The sequence below is a fragment of the Pseudomonas sp. 28 E 9 genome (assembly GCF_900004785.1).
Taxonomy (GTDB): domain Bacteria; phylum Pseudomonadota; class Gammaproteobacteria; order Pseudomonadales; family Pseudomonadaceae; genus Aquipseudomonas; species Aquipseudomonas orientalis_A.
Window position 1 is genome coordinate 41152 of record NZ_CVTK01000051.1, and the last position, 16674, is coordinate 57825.

The 16674-nt window shown below is 63.0% G+C and carries 16 protein-coding genes; 7 read left to right on the forward strand and 9 right to left on the reverse strand.

Annotation, left to right across the window (positions count from 1 at the left end):
* Window positions 1-270: 270 nt before the first annotated feature.
* Window positions 271-969, reverse strand: a complete 699-nt coding sequence (gene pyrF, locus BFQ00_RS18625) for an orotidine-5'-phosphate decarboxylase (protein WP_065934351.1) — start codon at window positions 967-969, stop codon at window positions 271-273.
* 258 nt (window positions 970-1227) lie between these two features.
* On the opposite strand from pyrF, the gene BFQ00_RS18630 reads away from it, so the two are divergent.
* Both BFQ00_RS18630 and BFQ00_RS18635 read left to right on the forward strand, forming a co-directional pair.
* Window positions 1228-1992: a response regulator gene (locus BFQ00_RS18630; protein ID WP_065894814.1), complete on the forward strand. Its 765-nt coding sequence runs from the start codon at window positions 1228-1230 to the stop codon at window positions 1990-1992.
* Window positions 1992-3026, forward strand: a complete 1035-nt coding sequence (locus BFQ00_RS18635) for a sensor histidine kinase (protein WP_065934352.1) — start codon at window positions 1992-1994, stop codon at window positions 3024-3026. The genes BFQ00_RS18630 and BFQ00_RS18635 overlap by 1 nt, the downstream gene beginning before the upstream one ends.
* On the opposite strand, the gene BFQ00_RS18640 is transcribed toward BFQ00_RS18635, so the two are convergent.
* From BFQ00_RS18640 to BFQ00_RS18675, 8 genes are all read right to left on the reverse strand, one after another.
* Window positions 3023-4084 (reverse strand): AI-2E family transporter, encoded by a 1062-nt coding sequence (locus BFQ00_RS18640; protein WP_065934353.1) that lies wholly within the window; start codon window positions 4082-4084, stop codon window positions 3023-3025. The genes BFQ00_RS18635 and BFQ00_RS18640 overlap by 4 nt on opposite strands.
* Window positions 4085-4153: 69 nt before the next feature.
* Window positions 4154-4972: a DUF4892 domain-containing protein gene (locus BFQ00_RS18645; protein ID WP_065934354.1), complete on the reverse strand. Its 819-nt coding sequence runs from the start codon at window positions 4970-4972 to the stop codon at window positions 4154-4156.
* Between the two features lie 102 nt (window positions 4973-5074).
* Complete coding sequence (locus BFQ00_RS18650; protein ID WP_065894800.1) at window positions 5075-5929, reverse strand: alpha/beta hydrolase; 855 nt, start codon at window positions 5927-5929, stop codon at window positions 5075-5077.
* Window positions 5926-6729 (reverse strand): alpha/beta fold hydrolase, encoded by an 804-nt coding sequence (locus BFQ00_RS18655; protein ID WP_065896340.1) that lies wholly within the window; start codon window positions 6727-6729, stop codon window positions 5926-5928. The genes BFQ00_RS18650 and BFQ00_RS18655 overlap by 4 nt, the downstream gene beginning before the upstream one ends.
* Before the next feature lie 97 nt (window positions 6730-6826).
* The gene (locus tag BFQ00_RS18660; RefSeq protein ID WP_065934355.1) at window positions 6827-7270 is read right to left on the reverse strand and encodes a hotdog fold thioesterase; all 444 of its coding nucleotides are present in this window, start codon (window positions 7268-7270) and stop codon (window positions 6827-6829) included.
* Between the two features lie 79 nt (window positions 7271-7349).
* Window positions 7350-7799: a phosphohistidine phosphatase SixA gene (gene sixA / locus BFQ00_RS18665; protein WP_065894797.1), complete on the reverse strand. Its 450-nt coding sequence runs from the start codon at window positions 7797-7799 to the stop codon at window positions 7350-7352.
* On the reverse strand, window positions 7796-8143 hold the full coding sequence (locus BFQ00_RS18670; protein ID WP_065896341.1) for a DUF4389 domain-containing protein: 348 nt from the start codon (window positions 8141-8143) through the stop codon (window positions 7796-7798). Before BFQ00_RS18670 ends, sixA begins: the two co-directional genes overlap by 4 nt.
* 10 nt (window positions 8144-8153) lie before the next feature.
* Window positions 8154-9179, reverse strand: a complete 1026-nt coding sequence (locus BFQ00_RS18675) for an NAD(P)H-dependent glycerol-3-phosphate dehydrogenase (protein ID WP_065884257.1) — start codon at window positions 9177-9179, stop codon at window positions 8154-8156.
* A gap of 195 nt (window positions 9180-9374) precedes the next feature.
* On the opposite strand from BFQ00_RS18675, the gene BFQ00_RS18680 reads away from it, so the two are divergent.
* The 5 genes from BFQ00_RS18680 (at window position 9375) to fabB (ending at window position 16333) form a co-directional block, all read left to right on the forward strand.
* Window positions 9375-11507 (forward strand): TonB-dependent receptor plug domain-containing protein, encoded by a 2133-nt coding sequence (locus tag BFQ00_RS18680; protein WP_083227392.1) that lies wholly within the window; start codon window positions 9375-9377, stop codon window positions 11505-11507.
* Between the two features lies 1 nt (window position 11508).
* Complete coding sequence (locus BFQ00_RS18685) at window positions 11509-12438, forward strand: ABC transporter substrate-binding protein (protein WP_065934357.1); 930 nt, start codon at window positions 11509-11511, stop codon at window positions 12436-12438.
* Window positions 12435-14336 (forward strand): ATP-binding protein, encoded by a 1902-nt coding sequence (locus BFQ00_RS18690; RefSeq protein ID WP_065934358.1) that lies wholly within the window; start codon window positions 12435-12437, stop codon window positions 14334-14336. The genes BFQ00_RS18685 and BFQ00_RS18690 overlap by 4 nt, the downstream gene beginning before the upstream one ends.
* A gap of 249 nt (window positions 14337-14585) precedes the next feature.
* Complete coding sequence (gene fabA, locus BFQ00_RS18695) at window positions 14586-15101, forward strand: 3-hydroxyacyl-[acyl-carrier-protein] dehydratase FabA (RefSeq protein ID WP_003210552.1); 516 nt, start codon at window positions 14586-14588, stop codon at window positions 15099-15101.
* Between the two features lie 11 nt (window positions 15102-15112).
* Window positions 15113-16333, forward strand: a complete 1221-nt coding sequence (fabB, locus tag BFQ00_RS18700; protein WP_065884250.1) for a beta-ketoacyl-ACP synthase I — start codon at window positions 15113-15115, stop codon at window positions 16331-16333.
* Window positions 16334-16674: the final 341 nt, after the last annotated feature.

Consider the following 16674-nt stretch of genomic DNA (forward strand, 5'->3'; position numbering starts at 1 on the left):
AGGCGAGGTGCCGAGTGGTGGGGCAAGAGCGTTTTGCTTACTTTTGCGCTTTTCAAAAGTGAGCCGCCGTCAGGGCGGAACCCTAAGTGGCCGTGACCGCAGAAACGGATATGTACCCGTTACAATCCAACATCCTGGTCGGCCCTAAGGCCGCCATCGGGGGCAAGCCCCCTCCCACATTGGATCGTGGAGCACCGGTAAGATAGCTACAGGCTGCCGGACCAAGACAGGAGGCAAGCCCCCTCCCACATTTTCAGTGCCCGCCTGGGGTCAGGCGATTTCAGCAACGACCGCCGCCAACGCCTTAGCCGGATCGGCCGCCTGGCTGATCGGACGGCCAATCACCAGATAATCCGAACCGGCATCCAGCGCCTGACGCGGCGTCAGAATACGGCGCTGATCATCCTGGGCGCTGCCCGTCGGACGAATGCCTGGCGTGACCAGTTGCAACGACGGATGAGCCGCCTTGAGCGCCTGGGCTTCCAGCGCCGAACACACCAGGCCGTCCAAACCAGCTTTCTGTGCCAGAGCGGCCAGGCGCAGCACCTGCTCCTGCGGCTCGATATCCAGGCCGATACCGGCCAGGTCTTCGCGCTCCATACTGGTCAGCACAGTCACCCCAATCAACAGCGGTTTCAGCCCGCTGCGCTGCTCCAGCACTTCACGACAGGCACTCATCATGCGCAGGCCACCGGAACAGTGCACATTGACCATCCACACGCCCATCTCGGCCGCAGCCTTGACCGCCATGGCGGTGGTATTGGGGATATCGTGGAATTTCAGGTCGAGAAACACTTCGAAGCCCTTGTCACGCAGGGTGCCGACGATTTCCGCCGCGCAACTGGTGAACAGCTCCTTGCCGACCTTGACCCGGCAAAGCGCGGGGTCCAACTGGTCAGCCAGCTTCAGTGCGGCGTCACGGGTGGGGTAGTCCAGGGCGACGATGATAGGAGTCTGGCAGACGGACATTGGAATGGGCTCTCAGGCAAGTCGAAATCGGCGCGGATTGTAGCGCAAGCGGCGCCGTTGCGGGATCCGATGATCGGTAAATACTGATTCTGCGTGGATTGGCCCAGGTTTGCGGCCATTGTTTCAAAGTCGATACATTCACGACATGCCCCCAACACGCCCCACCGCTAGCCTCGCCGCATGACCGACCGTCCAGCACTTCCAGCCATGGGGCTGGGCGCCTATGCTGACCGTAACAATCAGGCAGATGATCGCACTATGCATACTCCTTCCGTCCCGGTAAACGATGCGCACACAGGCGCGGTGATCGCCGACGACAAGCGCTGGAACACTCGCGCGCTGATCGTCGATGACGATGTCCCGATTCGTGAATTGCTGATCGATTACCTGGCGCGCTTCAATATTCTCGCCACGGGTGTGACCGACGGCGCGGCGATGCGCCAGGCCATGCAAGGCGAAACCTTCGATGTGGTGGTGCTCGACCTGATGCTGCCCGGCGAAGACGGCCTTACCCTGTGCCGCTGGCTGCGGGCTGAATCGGACATTCCGATCCTGATGCTCACCGCCCGCTGCGAACCGACCGACCGGATCATCGGCCTGGAACTGGGCGCCGACGACTATATGTCCAAGCCGTTCGAACCGCGCGAACTGGTGGCCCGTATCCAGACCATCCTGCGCCGGGTGCGCGATGATCGTACCGAGCAGCGCGCCAATATCCGCTTCGACAACTGGCGTCTGAACAGCGTGTTGCGCCAACTGGTGGCAGACAACGGCCTGGTGGTGCCGCTGTCCAACGCCGAATTCCGCCTGCTGTGGGTGTTCATCGAACGCCCGCGCCGCGTATTGAGCCGCGAGCAATTGCTGGACGCCGCCCGCGGGCGCTCCATCGAAGCCTTCGACCGCAGCATCGACCTGCTGGTCTCGCGCCTGCGCCAGAAACTGGGAGACGACCCCAAGGCCCCGCAACTGATCAAGACCGTACGCGGCGAAGGCTACCTGTTCGACGCGCGGGATATCGGTTGATGCGCGCCACCTTCAATACGTTGTTCGGGCGGCTGTTCGGCGTGCTGCTGGTGGCCATCGTGCTCGCGCATCTGCTGGCGTTTTTCTGGTTCCATCATTACGGCCCACCACCGCCACCGCCGCAGGACACCTTCGTCGAGCAGCCGGATGGCTCGATGAAGCCGCTGGTCAAGCCTCACCGTCCCTGGTTCGGTGGCCCGGTGGTGCCGCTGACGTTTCAATTCATCTCGCTGATCATCGCCGCGTGGTACGGCGCCAAGCTGCTGAGCCGGCCGATCCAGCGCCTGAGCGCGGCGGCCGAGCGTTTAAGCCTTGACCTCGACAGCCCGCCCCTCGAAGAGTCCGGGCCCCGCGAAGCGCGCCAGGCCGCGTCGACCTTCAACCTGATGCAAAGGCGCATCCGCGAACAGGTCAGCCAGCGCGCGCGCATGCTCGGGGCGGTCTCCCATGACCTGCGCACGCCGCTGTCGCGGCTCAAGCTGCGCCTGGAACAGATCGAAGATACCCGGCTGCAAGGTCAGATGCGCCAGGACCTGGACGACATGATCGGCATGCTCGACGCCACCTTGAGCTATCTGCATGAACAGCGCACCAGCGAGACCCGACACTGGCTCGACGTGCAGGCGCTGGTGGAGTCGCTGAGCGAAAACGCCCAGGACCAAGGCAGCGATGTCCAAGTGGGCGGCACCTGCGCGCCGTTGCAGGTGCAGCCCATGGCATTGCGTTCGTGCCTCAACAACCTGATCGACAATGCCCTGCGCTATGCAGGTTCAGCCCGTGTGGAACTGGCGGACAGCCGCGGGGCGCTGGTGATCCGGGTGATTGACCATGGCCCCGGCATCGCCGCCGACAAGCGCGAAGCGGTGTTCGAACCGTTCTTTCGCCTGGAGGGCTCACGCAACCGTAATTCCGGCGGCGTCGGCCTGGGCATGACGATCGCCAGGGAAGCGGTCGAGCGCCTCGGCGGCCACCTGAGCCTGGAAGACACGCCAGGCGGCGGATTGACCGCAGTGATGTGGCTGCCCAGGGCTTAAAGCGGCTTGTCTTCGCGCCGCGCCTGGGCCTGGGTCGCGCTCCAGTCCGTCAACAGGCTGTAGGCCACCGCGAGCAAGGTCGGGCCGATAAACAGGCCGATAAAACCGAACGCGATCAAGCCGCCGAACACGCCCAGCAACACGATCACCAGCGGCAGGTTGCCGCCACGGCTGATCAGGTATGGCTTGAGCACGTTGTCGACACCGCTGATGATGAAGGTGCCCCATACGCCAAGGAACACCGCGTAGGTGTAGTCGCCCTTCCACGCCAGCCAGGCCGTGGCCGGGATCCACACCAGCGGCGGGCCCATGGGAATCAGGCTGAACAGGAACGTCACGCCGCCCAGCAGCAGCGCACCGGGCACCCCGGCGATCAGGAAACCGATCAGCGCCAGCACCGCCTGGGCCGCAGCCGTGCCGATCACGCCGTTAACCACCCGTTGCACCGTACCGGCCACCAGTTCGATGTAGTAACTGGCACGGTCGCCGATCAGGCGTTCAAGCAGCCGATGCACGAACATCGCCAGGCGCGGCCCGTCGCGGTAGAAAAAGAACACAAAGACCAGGCTCAAGGTCAGTTCGAGGATACCGCCGCCAATCTGCGCACTGCGCGCCAGCAACCAGTTGCCGACCTGGCCGAGGTACGGCTTGATGCTGAGCATCAACGCCGCGCCCTGTTGGTCGATGCTGTCCCATGTCGCCACCAGCCGCTCGCCGATAACCGGGATCGAGCCCAGCCAGCTCGGCGCATCGGGCAGGCCGTCGACCTGGATATCCTTGATCAGCACCACGGCATCGCGCACATGGTCCGCCAGGTTGAACCCCAGCCACACCAGCGGCAGCGCCACCAGCAACATCCAGCCCAGCGTCAGGATGCCGGCCGCCAGCGATTCGCGACCGCCCAGCCCGCGTGTCAGCAGCACCATCAGCGGCCAGCTCGCGAATGCCAGCACCGCGCCCCAGAACAGCGCCGACCAGAACGGCGCCATGACCCAGAAGCTGGCACCAAACAGCACCAGCAGCAGGATTTGCACCAGCAGGCGATCGTTATTGAGCATGGGGTATCTCGAAAAGAGTCGATAGAAGAGAGCTTAGGCGAACGGCGCGGGTCCGTTCGCCCAGTGACGTTAGCGTATCAGACGCACGTGCAGGCCCTCGGCGTCACCCGGACTGTTTTCCAGGCGTGCGGCGCGCACACCGTTGTCGATCAGCCCTTGACGCCAGGCTTCGGCGTTGGGGCCGGACAGGCTGACCCGCAAGGTGGTGTCGAGGTTCAACCCCCTGGAGATCAACGTCAGCCACGTGTCATCAGGCTCGGCACCGAGCGTGGGGAAGTCCAGCTCACCGGTGCTTTTCAACTCACGCAACAACGTTGCCGAGGTGGGCAGAAGACTCCCCAGCGGCGTGCCGGCGTCCATCTGCTCGACATGCAGATAGGCGCGGCGATTGCCACGGGTGATGCCGTACAGCGCCACCAGGGTGTTGTCCTGCGGGGCCGCCAGACGTAAAAGCAGATATTCCTGCTGGCCGTCGGCCCCTACCAGCTTGGCGTTGCCGAACACTTCGTTGGCCCACAGGCTGCTTTCGCCACAATCGCGGGCCTGGCACCAGAACAGCAACTGCGCGCCCTTGGCCTGCAGGGCTTCGCGGGTGGCGGTAAAGGCGGCGCTGGAGCTGTGTTCGGCAGGCAGTTCGTAGGTGATCGCGGTGGTTTGACCGCGTGCGGTGGCCTGGCCTTCGGAACGCAATTGGCCGCTGATCTTGCGGATCGCGCCCATGGGGTAGATGCGTTCGCGGTCTTCAGCGGGGCGATAGTCGACAATCTGCGCGTCCACCTGGCGGGCAATGGCCGGCAAGTCCTGGCTTCCCGGCACATCGGCGGCGAACACGAGCGGGCTGAAGCAGCACAGCCCAAGGGCACGTAAACATCCTTTACCCAGGCTCATCGGATCACTGAGCCGTGGCCATGGAGGGTCGCAGCGGTTTGAAGATGGTGCATGGTTGACTCCCTTTCAATCCGCCCAGCCTCGGCAGTTGACCGCGTCAAGTCAAGGCGTGGAGAAGAACCGATTGAAACAGTCTGCAACAAGAACCGCACCGGGCTCGTCATTCAGGTGCAAATGATGACCACCCGGCAGCGTCGTCACGGTAAAGGGCAGCCGTGAAAGCAATTCAGGATGTTTCGCCACCATACCGTCAGCCGCCACCACTAACTGCGTAGGGCAACTCACGCGTCGTACGAAAGCCATGGCTTGTTCGTCGGTCAGGCGCATCGGTGATGCCAGGGTCAGGCGACTGTCGCTGCGCCAGGTATAGCCGCCCGGCACCGGCATCAAACCGCGCTGGGCCAGCAGTTCTGCGGCTTCGCGGCTGACCGCGACCACGCCATGCATGCGCGCCTCGACCGCCCGGTCCAGGCTGGCATACACCGGTTTGCGCTTGCCTTGCAGGCTCAGTTGCGCCTGCAAGGCCATGCCCAGCCGTTCGGCTGCGTTCTCGCCGCCGGCGGTCGGCGGGATCACGCCGTCGATCAATCCAAGATGCGTCACGCGCTCCGGTAACGCCCCGGCGAGCACCAGGGAGACGATGGCGCCCAGGGAATGGCCAAGTAATGCAAAACGTTGCCAGCCCAGTTGCTCGGCCACTTGCACTACATCGTGCACGTAATCCCACAAGGCATAACCGGCCCCCGCCGGACGATGGGCCGAGTGCCCGTGGCCGGCCATATCCAGCGCGACAATGCGTAAACCCTGGAGCTTGGGTGCCAGGCGCGCAAAGCTGTTGGCGTTGTCCAGCCAGCCATGCAGGGCAATGACCGGCAAACCGTCTTCAGGTCCAAATAGATGCGCGGCCAGCTCGATATGCGGCAGGCTCAGGCGTACTTCTTCCACCGGCGTACTCATGCGCAACTGCGCTCACGGGCCTGCCAGCGGGAAAACAGCTGTTTGATCAACATGGCGGTGTCCTGGGGTCGCTCGAGGGGGAACATATGGCCGCCGGGCATGGTGAGCATTTCACCCATGGGCAGGCGACCTACGCCGCTGGCATGATGGCGCATCACCACACGGCTTTGACGGCCGCGCACCACGGCCAGCGGTACTTTCAACTGGCGCACCTGGCCGGGGCTGGTGTGAGGCACGCCTCGGTAGATGCTGATTTCGGTCGCCGGGTCGAAACGCAAGCGCAGGCGGTCGCCCATTTGCTGCAGGCCATGTTGCAGATACGCCTCAAAGCACTCGGGGTCGAAACTGCGAAACAGGGTCTTGCCGGCGAAGTAGGCACGCGCGGCGTCCAGGTCGCTGAATTCCTCGCGGCGGCCCAGGGTGCGTCCGGCCGGGGTCAGGCGGTCGATGAAGCCAAAGCGCTTGGCGGCGCGAATCACCCAGCGATCCGCGCGGGTCAGCACCGGCGAGTCCAGCATCACCACGCCACGGTACAGCTGAGGGCAGCGCATCGCGGCATGCAAATGCAACACTCCGCCCAGGGAATGGCCGACGCCCCATACCGGCTCCGGTTGCTGCTGCAGATGATGGATCAGTTCATCCACCAGGTTCTGCCAGTTATCGTCCACCGGAAACCTGGGGTCATGGCCGTGCTGCGGCAGATGCGCCACTGCATACTCCGGGGCCAGAGCGTCGAACAACTTGCCGTAGGTGGCTGACGGAAAGCCATTGGCGTGGGCGAAAAATACAGGCTGCGACATACCGGCTCGCTCTAGAGGAACAGACCTCGATTGTCACCACGCCCGGCCCCTACGGCAATGACCGTAACCGCCAGGAATGATGACACTCACGCCATGCCTATCGCGCCGGTGGCTGCTCGCCCAGCGGCACCACGGCCACGGTCAGGCGCGAAACGCAACTGGCCTTGCCCTCGTCATTGGTCAGGCGGATGTCCCACACTTGGGTCGTGCGGCCAATGTGGATGGCCTTGGCTACTGCCGTTACCCGCCCGCTGCGCACGCCGCGCAGGTGGTTGGCGTTGACCTCCAGGCCCACGCAGTAGAATTTGCTGGCATCGACGCACAGGTAGGCCGCCATGGAGCCGACGCTTTCGGCCAGCACCACGGAGGCGCCGCCATGCAGCAGGCCGTAGGGCTGATGGGTACGGTGGTCGACCGCCATGCTGGCGGTGAGGGATTGGTCGTCGAAGCTTTCGAAGCGAATGTCCAGCAATTCACCGATGGTGTTTTTCTGACTCGCGTTGAGGTGTTCGATATTCGGTTGCGTGCGCCACAGGCTCATAGGGGTGTCCTTATTGATTTTATTACGACCCTAATCCTGCCACAAAACAGAGCGCGCGCGCACAACCTGTCGATATCGCCTACGGGTTTTTCACGCTGACCAGGCTCATCAGCCCGGCCAGCGGGAAATCCCCTTCCAATTCCGCCAGGCTGGCGGTGTGCATCGGTTCTGGCTGGCGCTGATGACCATGCTGCGCAACGCTGATCAGGCCACCCACCAATGGCTGATGGCTGACCAGCAGCACGTTGTCATCGCTGTCGAGTTTTTCCAGCACCAGAAGCGGGTTGCCCTCCGGCGTCAGCCACGGCACCGTGCGAATGTCCGGCTCAAAGCCCAGCGCCTCGCGCACCAGCTGCGCCGTCTGCTGCGCACGCACATAGGGGCTGGCGATAATGGCGCCGAGCGGCTGGCCGATCAGATGCGCAGCGCTGCGTAACACTTCGGCCCTGCCGTGCGCGGTCAGGTTGCGCTCGGGGTCGGTGCGAGCGTGCGCCTCGGCTTCACCGTGGCGCAGAATCCACAGCTTCATAGCTTGGGCTCTTCGTCACGCACCGGGTGCGGTGCCGGCGGCACGCTATGAGCGGCTTCGCCTTCCGGTGCACGCGGGGTTGGCCAATCGGCAAACGGCCAGGGTTTTTGCTCGGTGTGGAAGCTGCCGAAGCGACCGATCTGCGCCAGGAACTGGCTGAGGCTGTCGCCGAAGTTCATCAGGCCCAGGTTCGGCGCGCCGTAGATCAGTCGGTAAATCAGTTGCACAATCACCAATGCGCCGAGCAGGAACTGCGCCACCTGCCACACCAGGGCAAACACCAGCATCCACAGGATGCGCAGCACAATGGACTCATACTTGGGGGCTGCTTTGGAATCGTTCATGCCGCGTTCCTCAGTTGAAACCGCTGGTGGAAATAAAGTCGACATCGGTTTTCGGCTCGGCGCGCATCAGCAGCTCGATGACCTGGCTCAGGGTGCGTCCTTCGAACAGGATCGCGTGCAGCCCGGCCACCAGCGGCATATACACACCGACTTCCTGGGCCTTGGCTTTCAGCACTTTGAGGGTGTTGACCCCTTCGGCCACTTCGCCCAGGCGTGTTACCGCCTCTTCCAGGCTCAACCCCTGGCCCAGCGCGAAACCGACTTGATAGTTACGGCTCTTGGGCGACGAGCAGGTGACGATCAGATCGCCGACGCCCGCCAGGCCCAGGAACGTCATCGGGTTGGCGCCCTGATTCACGGCGAAACGGGTCATTTCGGCCAGGGCGCGGGTAATCAGCATGCTCTTGGTGTTTTCGCCCATCTCCAGGGCCACGGCCATGCCGGCGATGATGGCATAGACGTTCTTCAACGCACCGCCCAGCTCGACGCCAAAGCGATCGCCACTGGCGTAGACACGAAAGGTGCGGCCATGCAGCACCGCCTGGACGCGCTCGCACAGCGCCTCATCCTCACTGGCGATCACCGTGGCAGTCAGCGCATGCTCGGCCACTTCCCGCGCCAGGTTCGGCCCGGACAGCACACCGATGCGCGCCTGGGGTGCGATCTCTGCGAGGATTTCGCTCATCAGCTTGAACGTCTGCGCCTCGATGCCCTTGGTCAGGCTGACCAGCAGCTTGCCCGCCAGACGTTCGGCGTGGGGCGCCAGCACCGAGCGCAAGGCGCTGGAGGGCAGCGCGACAAAGCACAGGTCGCAGTCGGCAAGGGTTGCGAGCAGATCGGTCACGGGCTCGACCGCCGGATGAATCTTGATGCCTTTGAGGTAACGCGGGTTTTCGCGGTGCACGCGAATGGCCTCGGCCTGCTCGGGATCGCGCATCCACTGGCGTACCGCGTGGCCATTTTCAGCCAGCAGGTTAGCCACGGCGGTACCAAAACTTCCGCCTCCCAGGACCGCAATAGGGCGCTGTTCAGTCATATGCAATCCGTTAATCCATACCAGTGGCGATGGCGGCATTATACGGGGCGACCCGCTTGCGGCCAGCCCCCGTGTGAATTCGTGCGCCTGTCGGAAAATGCCACACTTGAGTGAAGTAATTGCAAGTCTCACGACTGGCAAAATGCCTGACCTCAGTTAACATGGGCGGCTATCCGCAATTATCAAGGCCGTGCCGTGTATCCGGGCCCTCCTCTCCGCTCATCCCTGCCATTGATGCTGCCCCTGGTGCTTGCGTGCAGCGCCAATGCGTCGGCAGATGACCTGTTTCTCGACAGCCAGCCGCTGCCGCAGGTATTGACCGCCACCCGCCTCAAGCAATCGGCCGCCGCCGTTCCCGGCAGCATGACCGTGATCGACAGCGAATTGATCAAGGCCAGCGGCGCGCGTGACATTGCCGAGCTGTTGCGCCTGGTGCCCGGGATGATGGTCGGCTACACCACCGGCAATCAGGCTGCGGTGAACTACCACGGCACCAGCGCCAGCGATGCACGGCGCATGCAGGTATTGATCGACGGGCGCTCGGTGTATCGCGCAGGCCTGGCCACGGTGGACTGGAGCGATATTCCGGTGGCCATGGAAGACATCGAGCGTATCGAGGTGTTTCGTGGCCCCAATACCGTCAGCTACGGCGCCAATGCGCTGATGGCGGTGGTCAATATCCTCACCCGCTCACCGGCCAACAGCCAGGGCACGCGGGTAAAGGTCATCCAGGGTGAACGCGGGATCAACGATGTCTATGCCAGCCAGGGCGTGGGCTGGGAAACCGGCGATCTGCGCCTGTCGCTGTCAGGGCAGAAGGACGATGGTTTCGACCGCGATGCCGTCGGCGCCGACCGCCGCGACAGCCGCCGCCTCAGCCGTTTCAGCCTGGCCGTCAGCCAGACGTTGAATGCGCAACAGAGCATCGACTGGCAACTGAATGCCAAGGAGGGGACCAATCAGCGCCCCTACACCTACACTCCGGTATTCGCCGGGATTACCGAGGGCGGTACCAATTCCGACGTCAACGCCAGGGACTACGCCGGTTCGATGCGCTGGAACTTCGACTTCAACCCCGAACACAGCCTGTATATCCAGGGGTCGGCCCAGCAATGGGACCGTCGGCAGATCTGGAAAGCCTGTGACGCCAAGGTCTCGTTCAGCCCAGAATTGACCCGGTTGTGGCAGCTCAACCCCAACTACGCCGAACGGCTGGCGCGGCACATGGATACCTTCAGCCAGGGCAGTGCCCCGCCCGGCAGCGCCGCTGAACAGGCGCTGGGCAACCAGGTACTGGACCAGTGGCGCAACGGCGCCAACCAGAGCGTGTGCGGCGATATCGACCAAAGTGCCACGGAAAGCCGCTACGACGTGGAGCTGCAAGACACTCTCAGCCTCTCCGACAGCCTGCGCCTGGTCAGCGGGATGAATTACCGCTACGACCGCGCCGACTCCGACACCTACTTCAACGGGACGCTGGACGACACCACTTGGCGCCTGTTCGGCCACCTGGAATGGCGGGCCAGCGAACACTGGCTGCTGCAGGGCGGCGCGATGTACGAAGACACCCACCTGAGCGGCAACTCGCTGACGCCGCGCGTGGCGGTCAACTACCTGATCAACCCGCGCCACGGCCTGCGGGCGGTGTACTCCGAGGCGATCCGTTCGCCGGACATGTTCGAGAACAACGTCAACTGGAGCTACCGCGTCACCAACCTCAGCTCGCCGGTCTACGGGCAGAATTCCGGGCAATATTTTGTGGTGACGCGCGGCCCCGGCAATCTTGATAAAGAGTTGATGCGCTCGCGCGAACTGGGCTACAACGGCTTCTTTGCCGACCTCGGACTGAATGTCGATGTGAAGCTCTTCTACGACGAAATCACCGACATGATCAGTTCGCCGTTGCGCAACAATCAATACATCGCCAGCAACGCCAACAGCTCGCGCTTTACCGGTGCCGAATCACAGTTCGACTGGCGCGTCAGCGACGCCGACCGCCTGCGCCTGACCTATGCTTACGTCGATGCGAGCGCCAGCAACCCGCTCGACAAGACGCAGACCGCACGCAACAGCGGCTCGGCCGGCTGGTTGCGTGAATGGGGCCACGGCTGGTCGAGCGCCTTGTTCTATTACGGCGACGACGCACTCAACGAGTATCGCTTCGAACGGGTCGACCTGCGGGTCGCCAAGCGTATTGCCCTGGGCAAGACCAACGTGGAACTGGCCGGCATGCTGCAACAACGCCTCGACAACCAGCCGACCACCTGGCCCGACAACAATTACGACCATCGCCATGTGCTCTATTTCAGCGCGCAGCTAGAGTTCTGACATGGGCGATCAGTCACGGATGACCCTCCCTCTTGTTTCACGGCTGTGGCGGCGCGCCTTGCTGCTGGTGTGCCTGCTGTTCACCACCCCGGTGTGGAGCGCCGATATCCTGCTGACCGCCGCCGAGGACAGTGCCGGTGTCCAGGGGTTTACCCAGGCCCTCGCCCGGCAGCGCCCCGAAGACCATGTCACCTTCACCCTGCTTGCAGACTTGCCGGCGCCGAGCCATCTGCCCGCCACTACCCGCCTGATCCTGCTGGACCTGCCCGGCCTCGACTGGCGCTTGCAGGATAGCCAGGGGCCACCGACCCTGGTGCTGCGCATCAGCCGCCTGCAAGCTCACCAGCGCCTGGGCAGCGCGCGCCCGGCCAGAATCAGCCTGCTGTGGAGCGACCCGCCGCTGGCGCGCCAGTTGCGCCTGATCGCCAGCATCCTGCCCCAGGCCCGGCGGATCGGCGTGCTTTACGGCGCCGACAGCCAATTCCTGCTGCCTGAGCTTGACCGGTACGCCGCGCCACTGGGCCTGGAAATCGTGCGCCAACGCTGGGACAACACCAACGACAGCCGCACCCTGCAAACCCTGTTCAAGAAAAGTGACGTGCTGCTGGGCCTGGACGACCCGCAACTGTACAACCCGAAAACCGCCAAGAACCTGTTACTGAGCAGCTATGCCCAGCAATTGCCGCTGATAGGGCCCAATGCCGGGTTTGTCCGCGCAGGCAGCCTGGCCAGCACCTACAGCGACCAGTCCGACTGGCTCGCCGTACTCGATCGCCTGCTCGACCATCCGCCGGCCACCTGGCCGCGCACGCTGTACCCGCAACACTTCAAAGTGGCAGGCAATCCGCAAGTCGCACGCTCACTGGGCATCGAACAGGTCGACGAAGCTGCCGTCGCCGCCCGCCTGGCCGAAGGAGATGAACGCCCATGACCTTGCGCCGTCGCTGGGACATCAACACCCGCACCCAACTCATCACCCTGGGGCCTGCGCTGCTGCTGACCTTGCTGTTGATCAGCTTCTTTACCTTCGTGCGTATCCAGGACTTGCGCCAGGAGCTGGACCACACCGGCCAGTTGATCGCCAACCAACTGGCGCCTGCCACCGAATACGGCGTTATTTCCGGCAACAACGATGTGCTCGACGCCTTGCTGCGCGCGACGCTGGCCACGCCCCACGTGCGCTTCCTGGAGATCCAGGACAGCGCCGAGAACATTCTGGTGTACGTCGAGCAGCCGTCGGAGAAGCACGACCGTTCACTCTCGGTGAAAGTGTTCCAGGCGCCGATCCGCCTGCAGCATATCCAGCTGGGCAATGACTTCTTCCAGGACAACCTCAACGAACCCAAGGCGCCGCGAGCGGACTACCTGGGCCGGGTGATTGTCGGTATGTCCAATGACGCGTTCAGTCAGCGCCAGCAGGAAATCCTGTTCAAGGCCGGCATTCTGGCGCTGTTCGCCCTGCTGTTTACCTTCCTGCTGGCGCGACGCCTGGCCGCCAGCCTGTCGCAACCGATCAGCGCCATGGGGCATGCGGTGAAGGCGATCCAGCAAGGCGACTACAAGACACCGCTGCCGATTGTCGACGACTCCGAACTGGGCGACCTGGCACGGCACATCAACAACCTGGCCGCGGGCCTCAATCAGGCCAGCCGCGAGCAGCAGCAGGCCATGGCGCAGTTGATCCAGACCCGCGAGGAAGCCGAGCGGGCGAACAATGCCAAGTCCGAATTCCTGGCGATGATGAGCCATGAGCTGCGCACGCCGATGAACGGTGTGCTGGGCATGCTGCAACTGCTGGAAACCACCGACATGACCGAAGAGCAGGCCGAATACGCGGCGCTGGCCTCCGAATCCACCGAGCACCTGCTCAAAGTCATCAACGACATCCTCGACTTCTCGCGCATCGAACGGGCCGCGCTGGAGCTGGAACATATTGCCTTCAACCTGGCCGAGCTGATCAGCAGTTGCGCCCAAGCGTTCCAGCACAGCGCGCAGCAGCGCGGGCTGGCCCTGGAGCTGTCGATTCCCTCGGGCATGGAGGCCCTGCGAGTGTGCGGTGACCCGACCCGTATCCGGCAGATCCTGGTGAACCTGATCGGCAACGCCTTGAAGTTCACCGAGCACGGTACCGTACATGTGGAGGCCCACTGGCAAACCCTGGACCATGAACTGGTGTGGTTCACCTGCACCGTGCGCGACAGCGGTATCGGTATTTGCGCCGAGCGTCTGGAACTGATGTTCGATGCGTTCCAGCAGGCCGACAGCTCTATTTCAAGACGTTACGGAGGCACCGGCCTCGGCCTGCCGATCGCCCGCACCCTGGCCGAACGCATGGGCGGCACCCTGCGCGCCCAAAGCGAAGAGGGCCGGGGCTCGGTGTTCACCCTGGAAATTCCGTTGGCCATTGATCAGCAAAGCCTGCCCGCCATCGCCCCGGACGCCGTGGGCAAGACCAGTGCCGGCGACGGGCGGCACATACTGCTGGTGGAAGACAACCCGGTTAACCGCACCGTGGTCGAAGCCATGCTGCGCAGCCTGGGTTTTGAAGTCAGCCTGGCCACCGATGGCGCCGAGGCGATCCGCAGCGCCGAAAGCCTGATCTTCACCGCGATCCTGATGGACTGCCGCCTGCCATTGATCGACGGCTACGAGGCCACCCGGCGAATTCGCCGACTGCCGGGCTGCGCCGATTTACCGATTATCGCCTTGACCGCCAATGCCTTGCAGGGCGACCGCGAAGCCTGTCTTGCAGCCGGAATGAACGATTACCTGGCCAAACCGTTCAAACGCACGGATTTGCAGCAAATCCTCCAGCGCTGGGTGCACTAGCAGTCGTGGCTAAGCCAACTCCGACTGGCGTGGAGGACGAAAGTGCGGCAGTCTTAGGCACCCGAACGGGCCGATAAACAGGTCCGGTTTAACATTTCAGTGAACAAGTGTACATTGAGTACCTTGACGCTGTGACTTTCACTACAACGCAATAGTCTATGTGTAGGCTGCCGCTATGAGGCATGAACGCTTCATCCGGTTCGGGAAGATTTGCCCTACCCTGCCGCATGGGATTATTGAGGAGCTCGCATGACCAAACAAAACGCCTTTACCCGGGAAGACCTGCTGCGCTGCAGTCGCGGTGAGCTGTTCGGCCCAGGTAACGCGCAACTGCCCGCCCCGAACATGCTGATGGTGGATCGCATCACCCATATCAGCGAAGAAGGTGGCAAGTACGGCAAAGGTGAATTGGTCGCCGAGCTGGATATCACCCCTGATCTGTGGTTCTTTGCCTGCCACTTCGAAGGCGATCCGGTGATGCCGGGCTGCCTGGGCCTTGATGCCATGTGGCAACTCGTCGGCTTCTACCTGGGCTGGCAAGGCCTGCCGGGCCGCGGTCGCGCCCTGGGTTCGGGCGAAGTGAAGTTCTTTGGCCAGGTCCTGCCGACCGCCAAGAAAGTCACCTACAACATTCAAATCAAGCGCGTCCTCAAGGGCAAGCTGAACCTGGCCATCGCCGACGGTTCGGTGACTGTCGACGGTCGCGAGATCTATACTGCCGAAGGCCTTCGGGTCGGCGTATTCACTTCCACTGACAACTTTTAAGGGTTATCCGCATGCGCCGCGTCGTTATCACTGGTCTGGGCATCGTTTCTTGCCTGGGCAATGACAAAGAGACCGTCACCGCTAACCTGCGTGCAAGTCGCCCTGGCATCCGCTTCAACCCGGAATATGCCGAAATGGGTCTGCGTAGCCAGGTTTCCGGCTCCATTGACCTGCCCCTCGAAGAACTGATCGATCGCAAGATCTATCGCTTCGTCGGCCACGCTGCCGCCTACGCCTACCTGGCCATGAAAGACGCAATCGCCGACTCCGGCCTGAGCGAAGACCAGGTGTCGAACGTACGTACCGGCCTGATCGCCGGCTCCGGCGGCGCATCCACCCTGAACCAGATGGAAGCGCTGGACATCCTGCGCGAAAAAGGCGTGAAACGCGTTGGCCCGTACCGTGTAACGCGGACCATGGGCAGCACCGTTTCGGCTTGCCTGGCCACGCCGTTCGCGATCAAGGGTGTGAACTACTCGATCTCCTCCGCCTGCGCCACCAGCGCCCATTGCATCGGGACTGCCGTTGAGCAGATCCAGTTGGGCAAGCAGGACATCGTATTCGCGGGCGGCGGTGAAGAAGAACACTGGAGCCAGTCGTTCCTGTTCGACGCCATGGGCGCGCTGTCCACCCAGTACAACGAAACCCCGGAAAAGGCCTCCCGTGCCTACGACGCCAAGCGTGACGGTTTCGTCATCGCCGGCGGTGGCGGCATGGTGGTGGTCGAGGAGCTGGAACACGCTCTGGCCCGTGGCGCGAAGATCTACGCGGAAATCGTTGGCTACGGCGCGACATCCGACGGCTACGACATGGTTGCGCCAAGCGGTGAAGGCGCCATCCGTTGCATGCAGATGGCCATGTCCACCGTGGATACCCCGATCGACTACCTGAACACCCACGGCACTTCGACTCCGGTCGGCGATGCCAAGGAGATGGAAGGCGTGCGTGCGGTATTCGGTGACAACGCGCCGAAAATCAGCTCCACCAAGAGCCTGTCGGGTCACTCCCTGGGCGCCGCCGGCGTTCACGAAGCGATCTACTGCCTGCTGATGATGGAAGGCAACTTCATGGCCGGCTCGGCCAACATCGACGAGATCGACCCGGTCGTCGCCGATATGCCGATCCTGACCAAGACCGTTGAAGATGTGAAAATCGACACCGTGATGAGCAACAGCTTCGGCTTTGGTGGCACCAACGCCACCTTGGTGCTGAAACGCTGGCAGGGCAAGTAAGGCCTGGCGCTTGAGCGATGAAAAGCCCCGACTGGTTCGGGGCTTTTTTATGGGCGATTGAATGAGACCGAGTCACGTGCATCGGGGGCAAGTCGAGCCGGCGCACCGCTCCTCTCACATTTGGCCGAGTTGGCCTGGAGAATGCGGTCGAATGTGGGAGGGGGCTTGCCCCCGATGGCGGCCTCTGGACCGACCAGGATGCCGGATCAGACCGAGTACATATCCGTTTCTGCGGTAACGGCTGCTATGGGTTCCGCCCTTACGGCGGCTCACTTTTGAAAAGCGCAAAAGTAAGCAAAACGCTCTTGCCCCACCACTCGGCACCTCGCTTAGGCTCGGTG

Excerpts from the sequence above, each read along its gene's own strand:
- pyrF (WP_065934351.1), bottom strand. The coding sequence starts at position 969 with ATGTCCGTCTGCCAGACTCCTATCATCGTCGCCCTGGACTACCCCACC.
- BFQ00_RS18630 (WP_065894814.1), top strand. The coding sequence starts at position 1,228 with ATGCATACTCCTTCCGTCCCGGTAAACGATGCGCACACAGGCGCGGTG.
- BFQ00_RS18635 (WP_065934352.1), top strand. The coding sequence starts at position 1,992 with ATGCGCGCCACCTTCAATACGTTGTTCGGGCGGCTGTTCGGCGTGCTG.
- BFQ00_RS18640 (WP_065934353.1), bottom strand. The coding sequence starts at position 4,084 with ATGCTCAATAACGATCGCCTGCTGGTGCAAATCCTGCTGCTGGTGCTG.
- BFQ00_RS18645 (WP_065934354.1), bottom strand. The coding sequence starts at position 4,972 with ATGAGCCTGGGTAAAGGATGTTTACGTGCCCTTGGGCTGTGCTGCTTC.
- BFQ00_RS18650 (WP_065894800.1), bottom strand. The coding sequence starts at position 5,929 with ATGAGTACGCCGGTGGAAGAAGTACGCCTGAGCCTGCCGCATATCGAG.
- BFQ00_RS18655 (WP_065896340.1), bottom strand. The coding sequence starts at position 6,729 with ATGTCGCAGCCTGTATTTTTCGCCCACGCCAATGGCTTTCCGTCAGCC.
- BFQ00_RS18660 (WP_065934355.1), bottom strand. The coding sequence starts at position 7,270 with ATGAGCCTGTGGCGCACGCAACCGAATATCGAACACCTCAACGCGAGT.
- sixA (WP_065894797.1), bottom strand. The coding sequence starts at position 7,799 with ATGAAGCTGTGGATTCTGCGCCACGGTGAAGCCGAGGCGCACGCTCGC.
- BFQ00_RS18670 (WP_065896341.1), bottom strand. The coding sequence starts at position 8,143 with ATGAACGATTCCAAAGCAGCCCCCAAGTATGAGTCCATTGTGCTGCGC.
- BFQ00_RS18675 (WP_065884257.1), bottom strand. The coding sequence starts at position 9,179 with ATGACTGAACAGCGCCCTATTGCGGTCCTGGGAGGCGGAAGTTTTGGT.
- BFQ00_RS18685 (WP_065934357.1), top strand. The coding sequence starts at position 11,509 with ATGGGCGATCAGTCACGGATGACCCTCCCTCTTGTTTCACGGCTGTGG.
- BFQ00_RS18690 (WP_065934358.1), top strand. The coding sequence starts at position 12,435 with ATGACCTTGCGCCGTCGCTGGGACATCAACACCCGCACCCAACTCATC.
- fabA (WP_003210552.1), top strand. The coding sequence starts at position 14,586 with ATGACCAAACAAAACGCCTTTACCCGGGAAGACCTGCTGCGCTGCAGT.
- fabB (WP_065884250.1), top strand. The coding sequence starts at position 15,113 with ATGCGCCGCGTCGTTATCACTGGTCTGGGCATCGTTTCTTGCCTGGGC.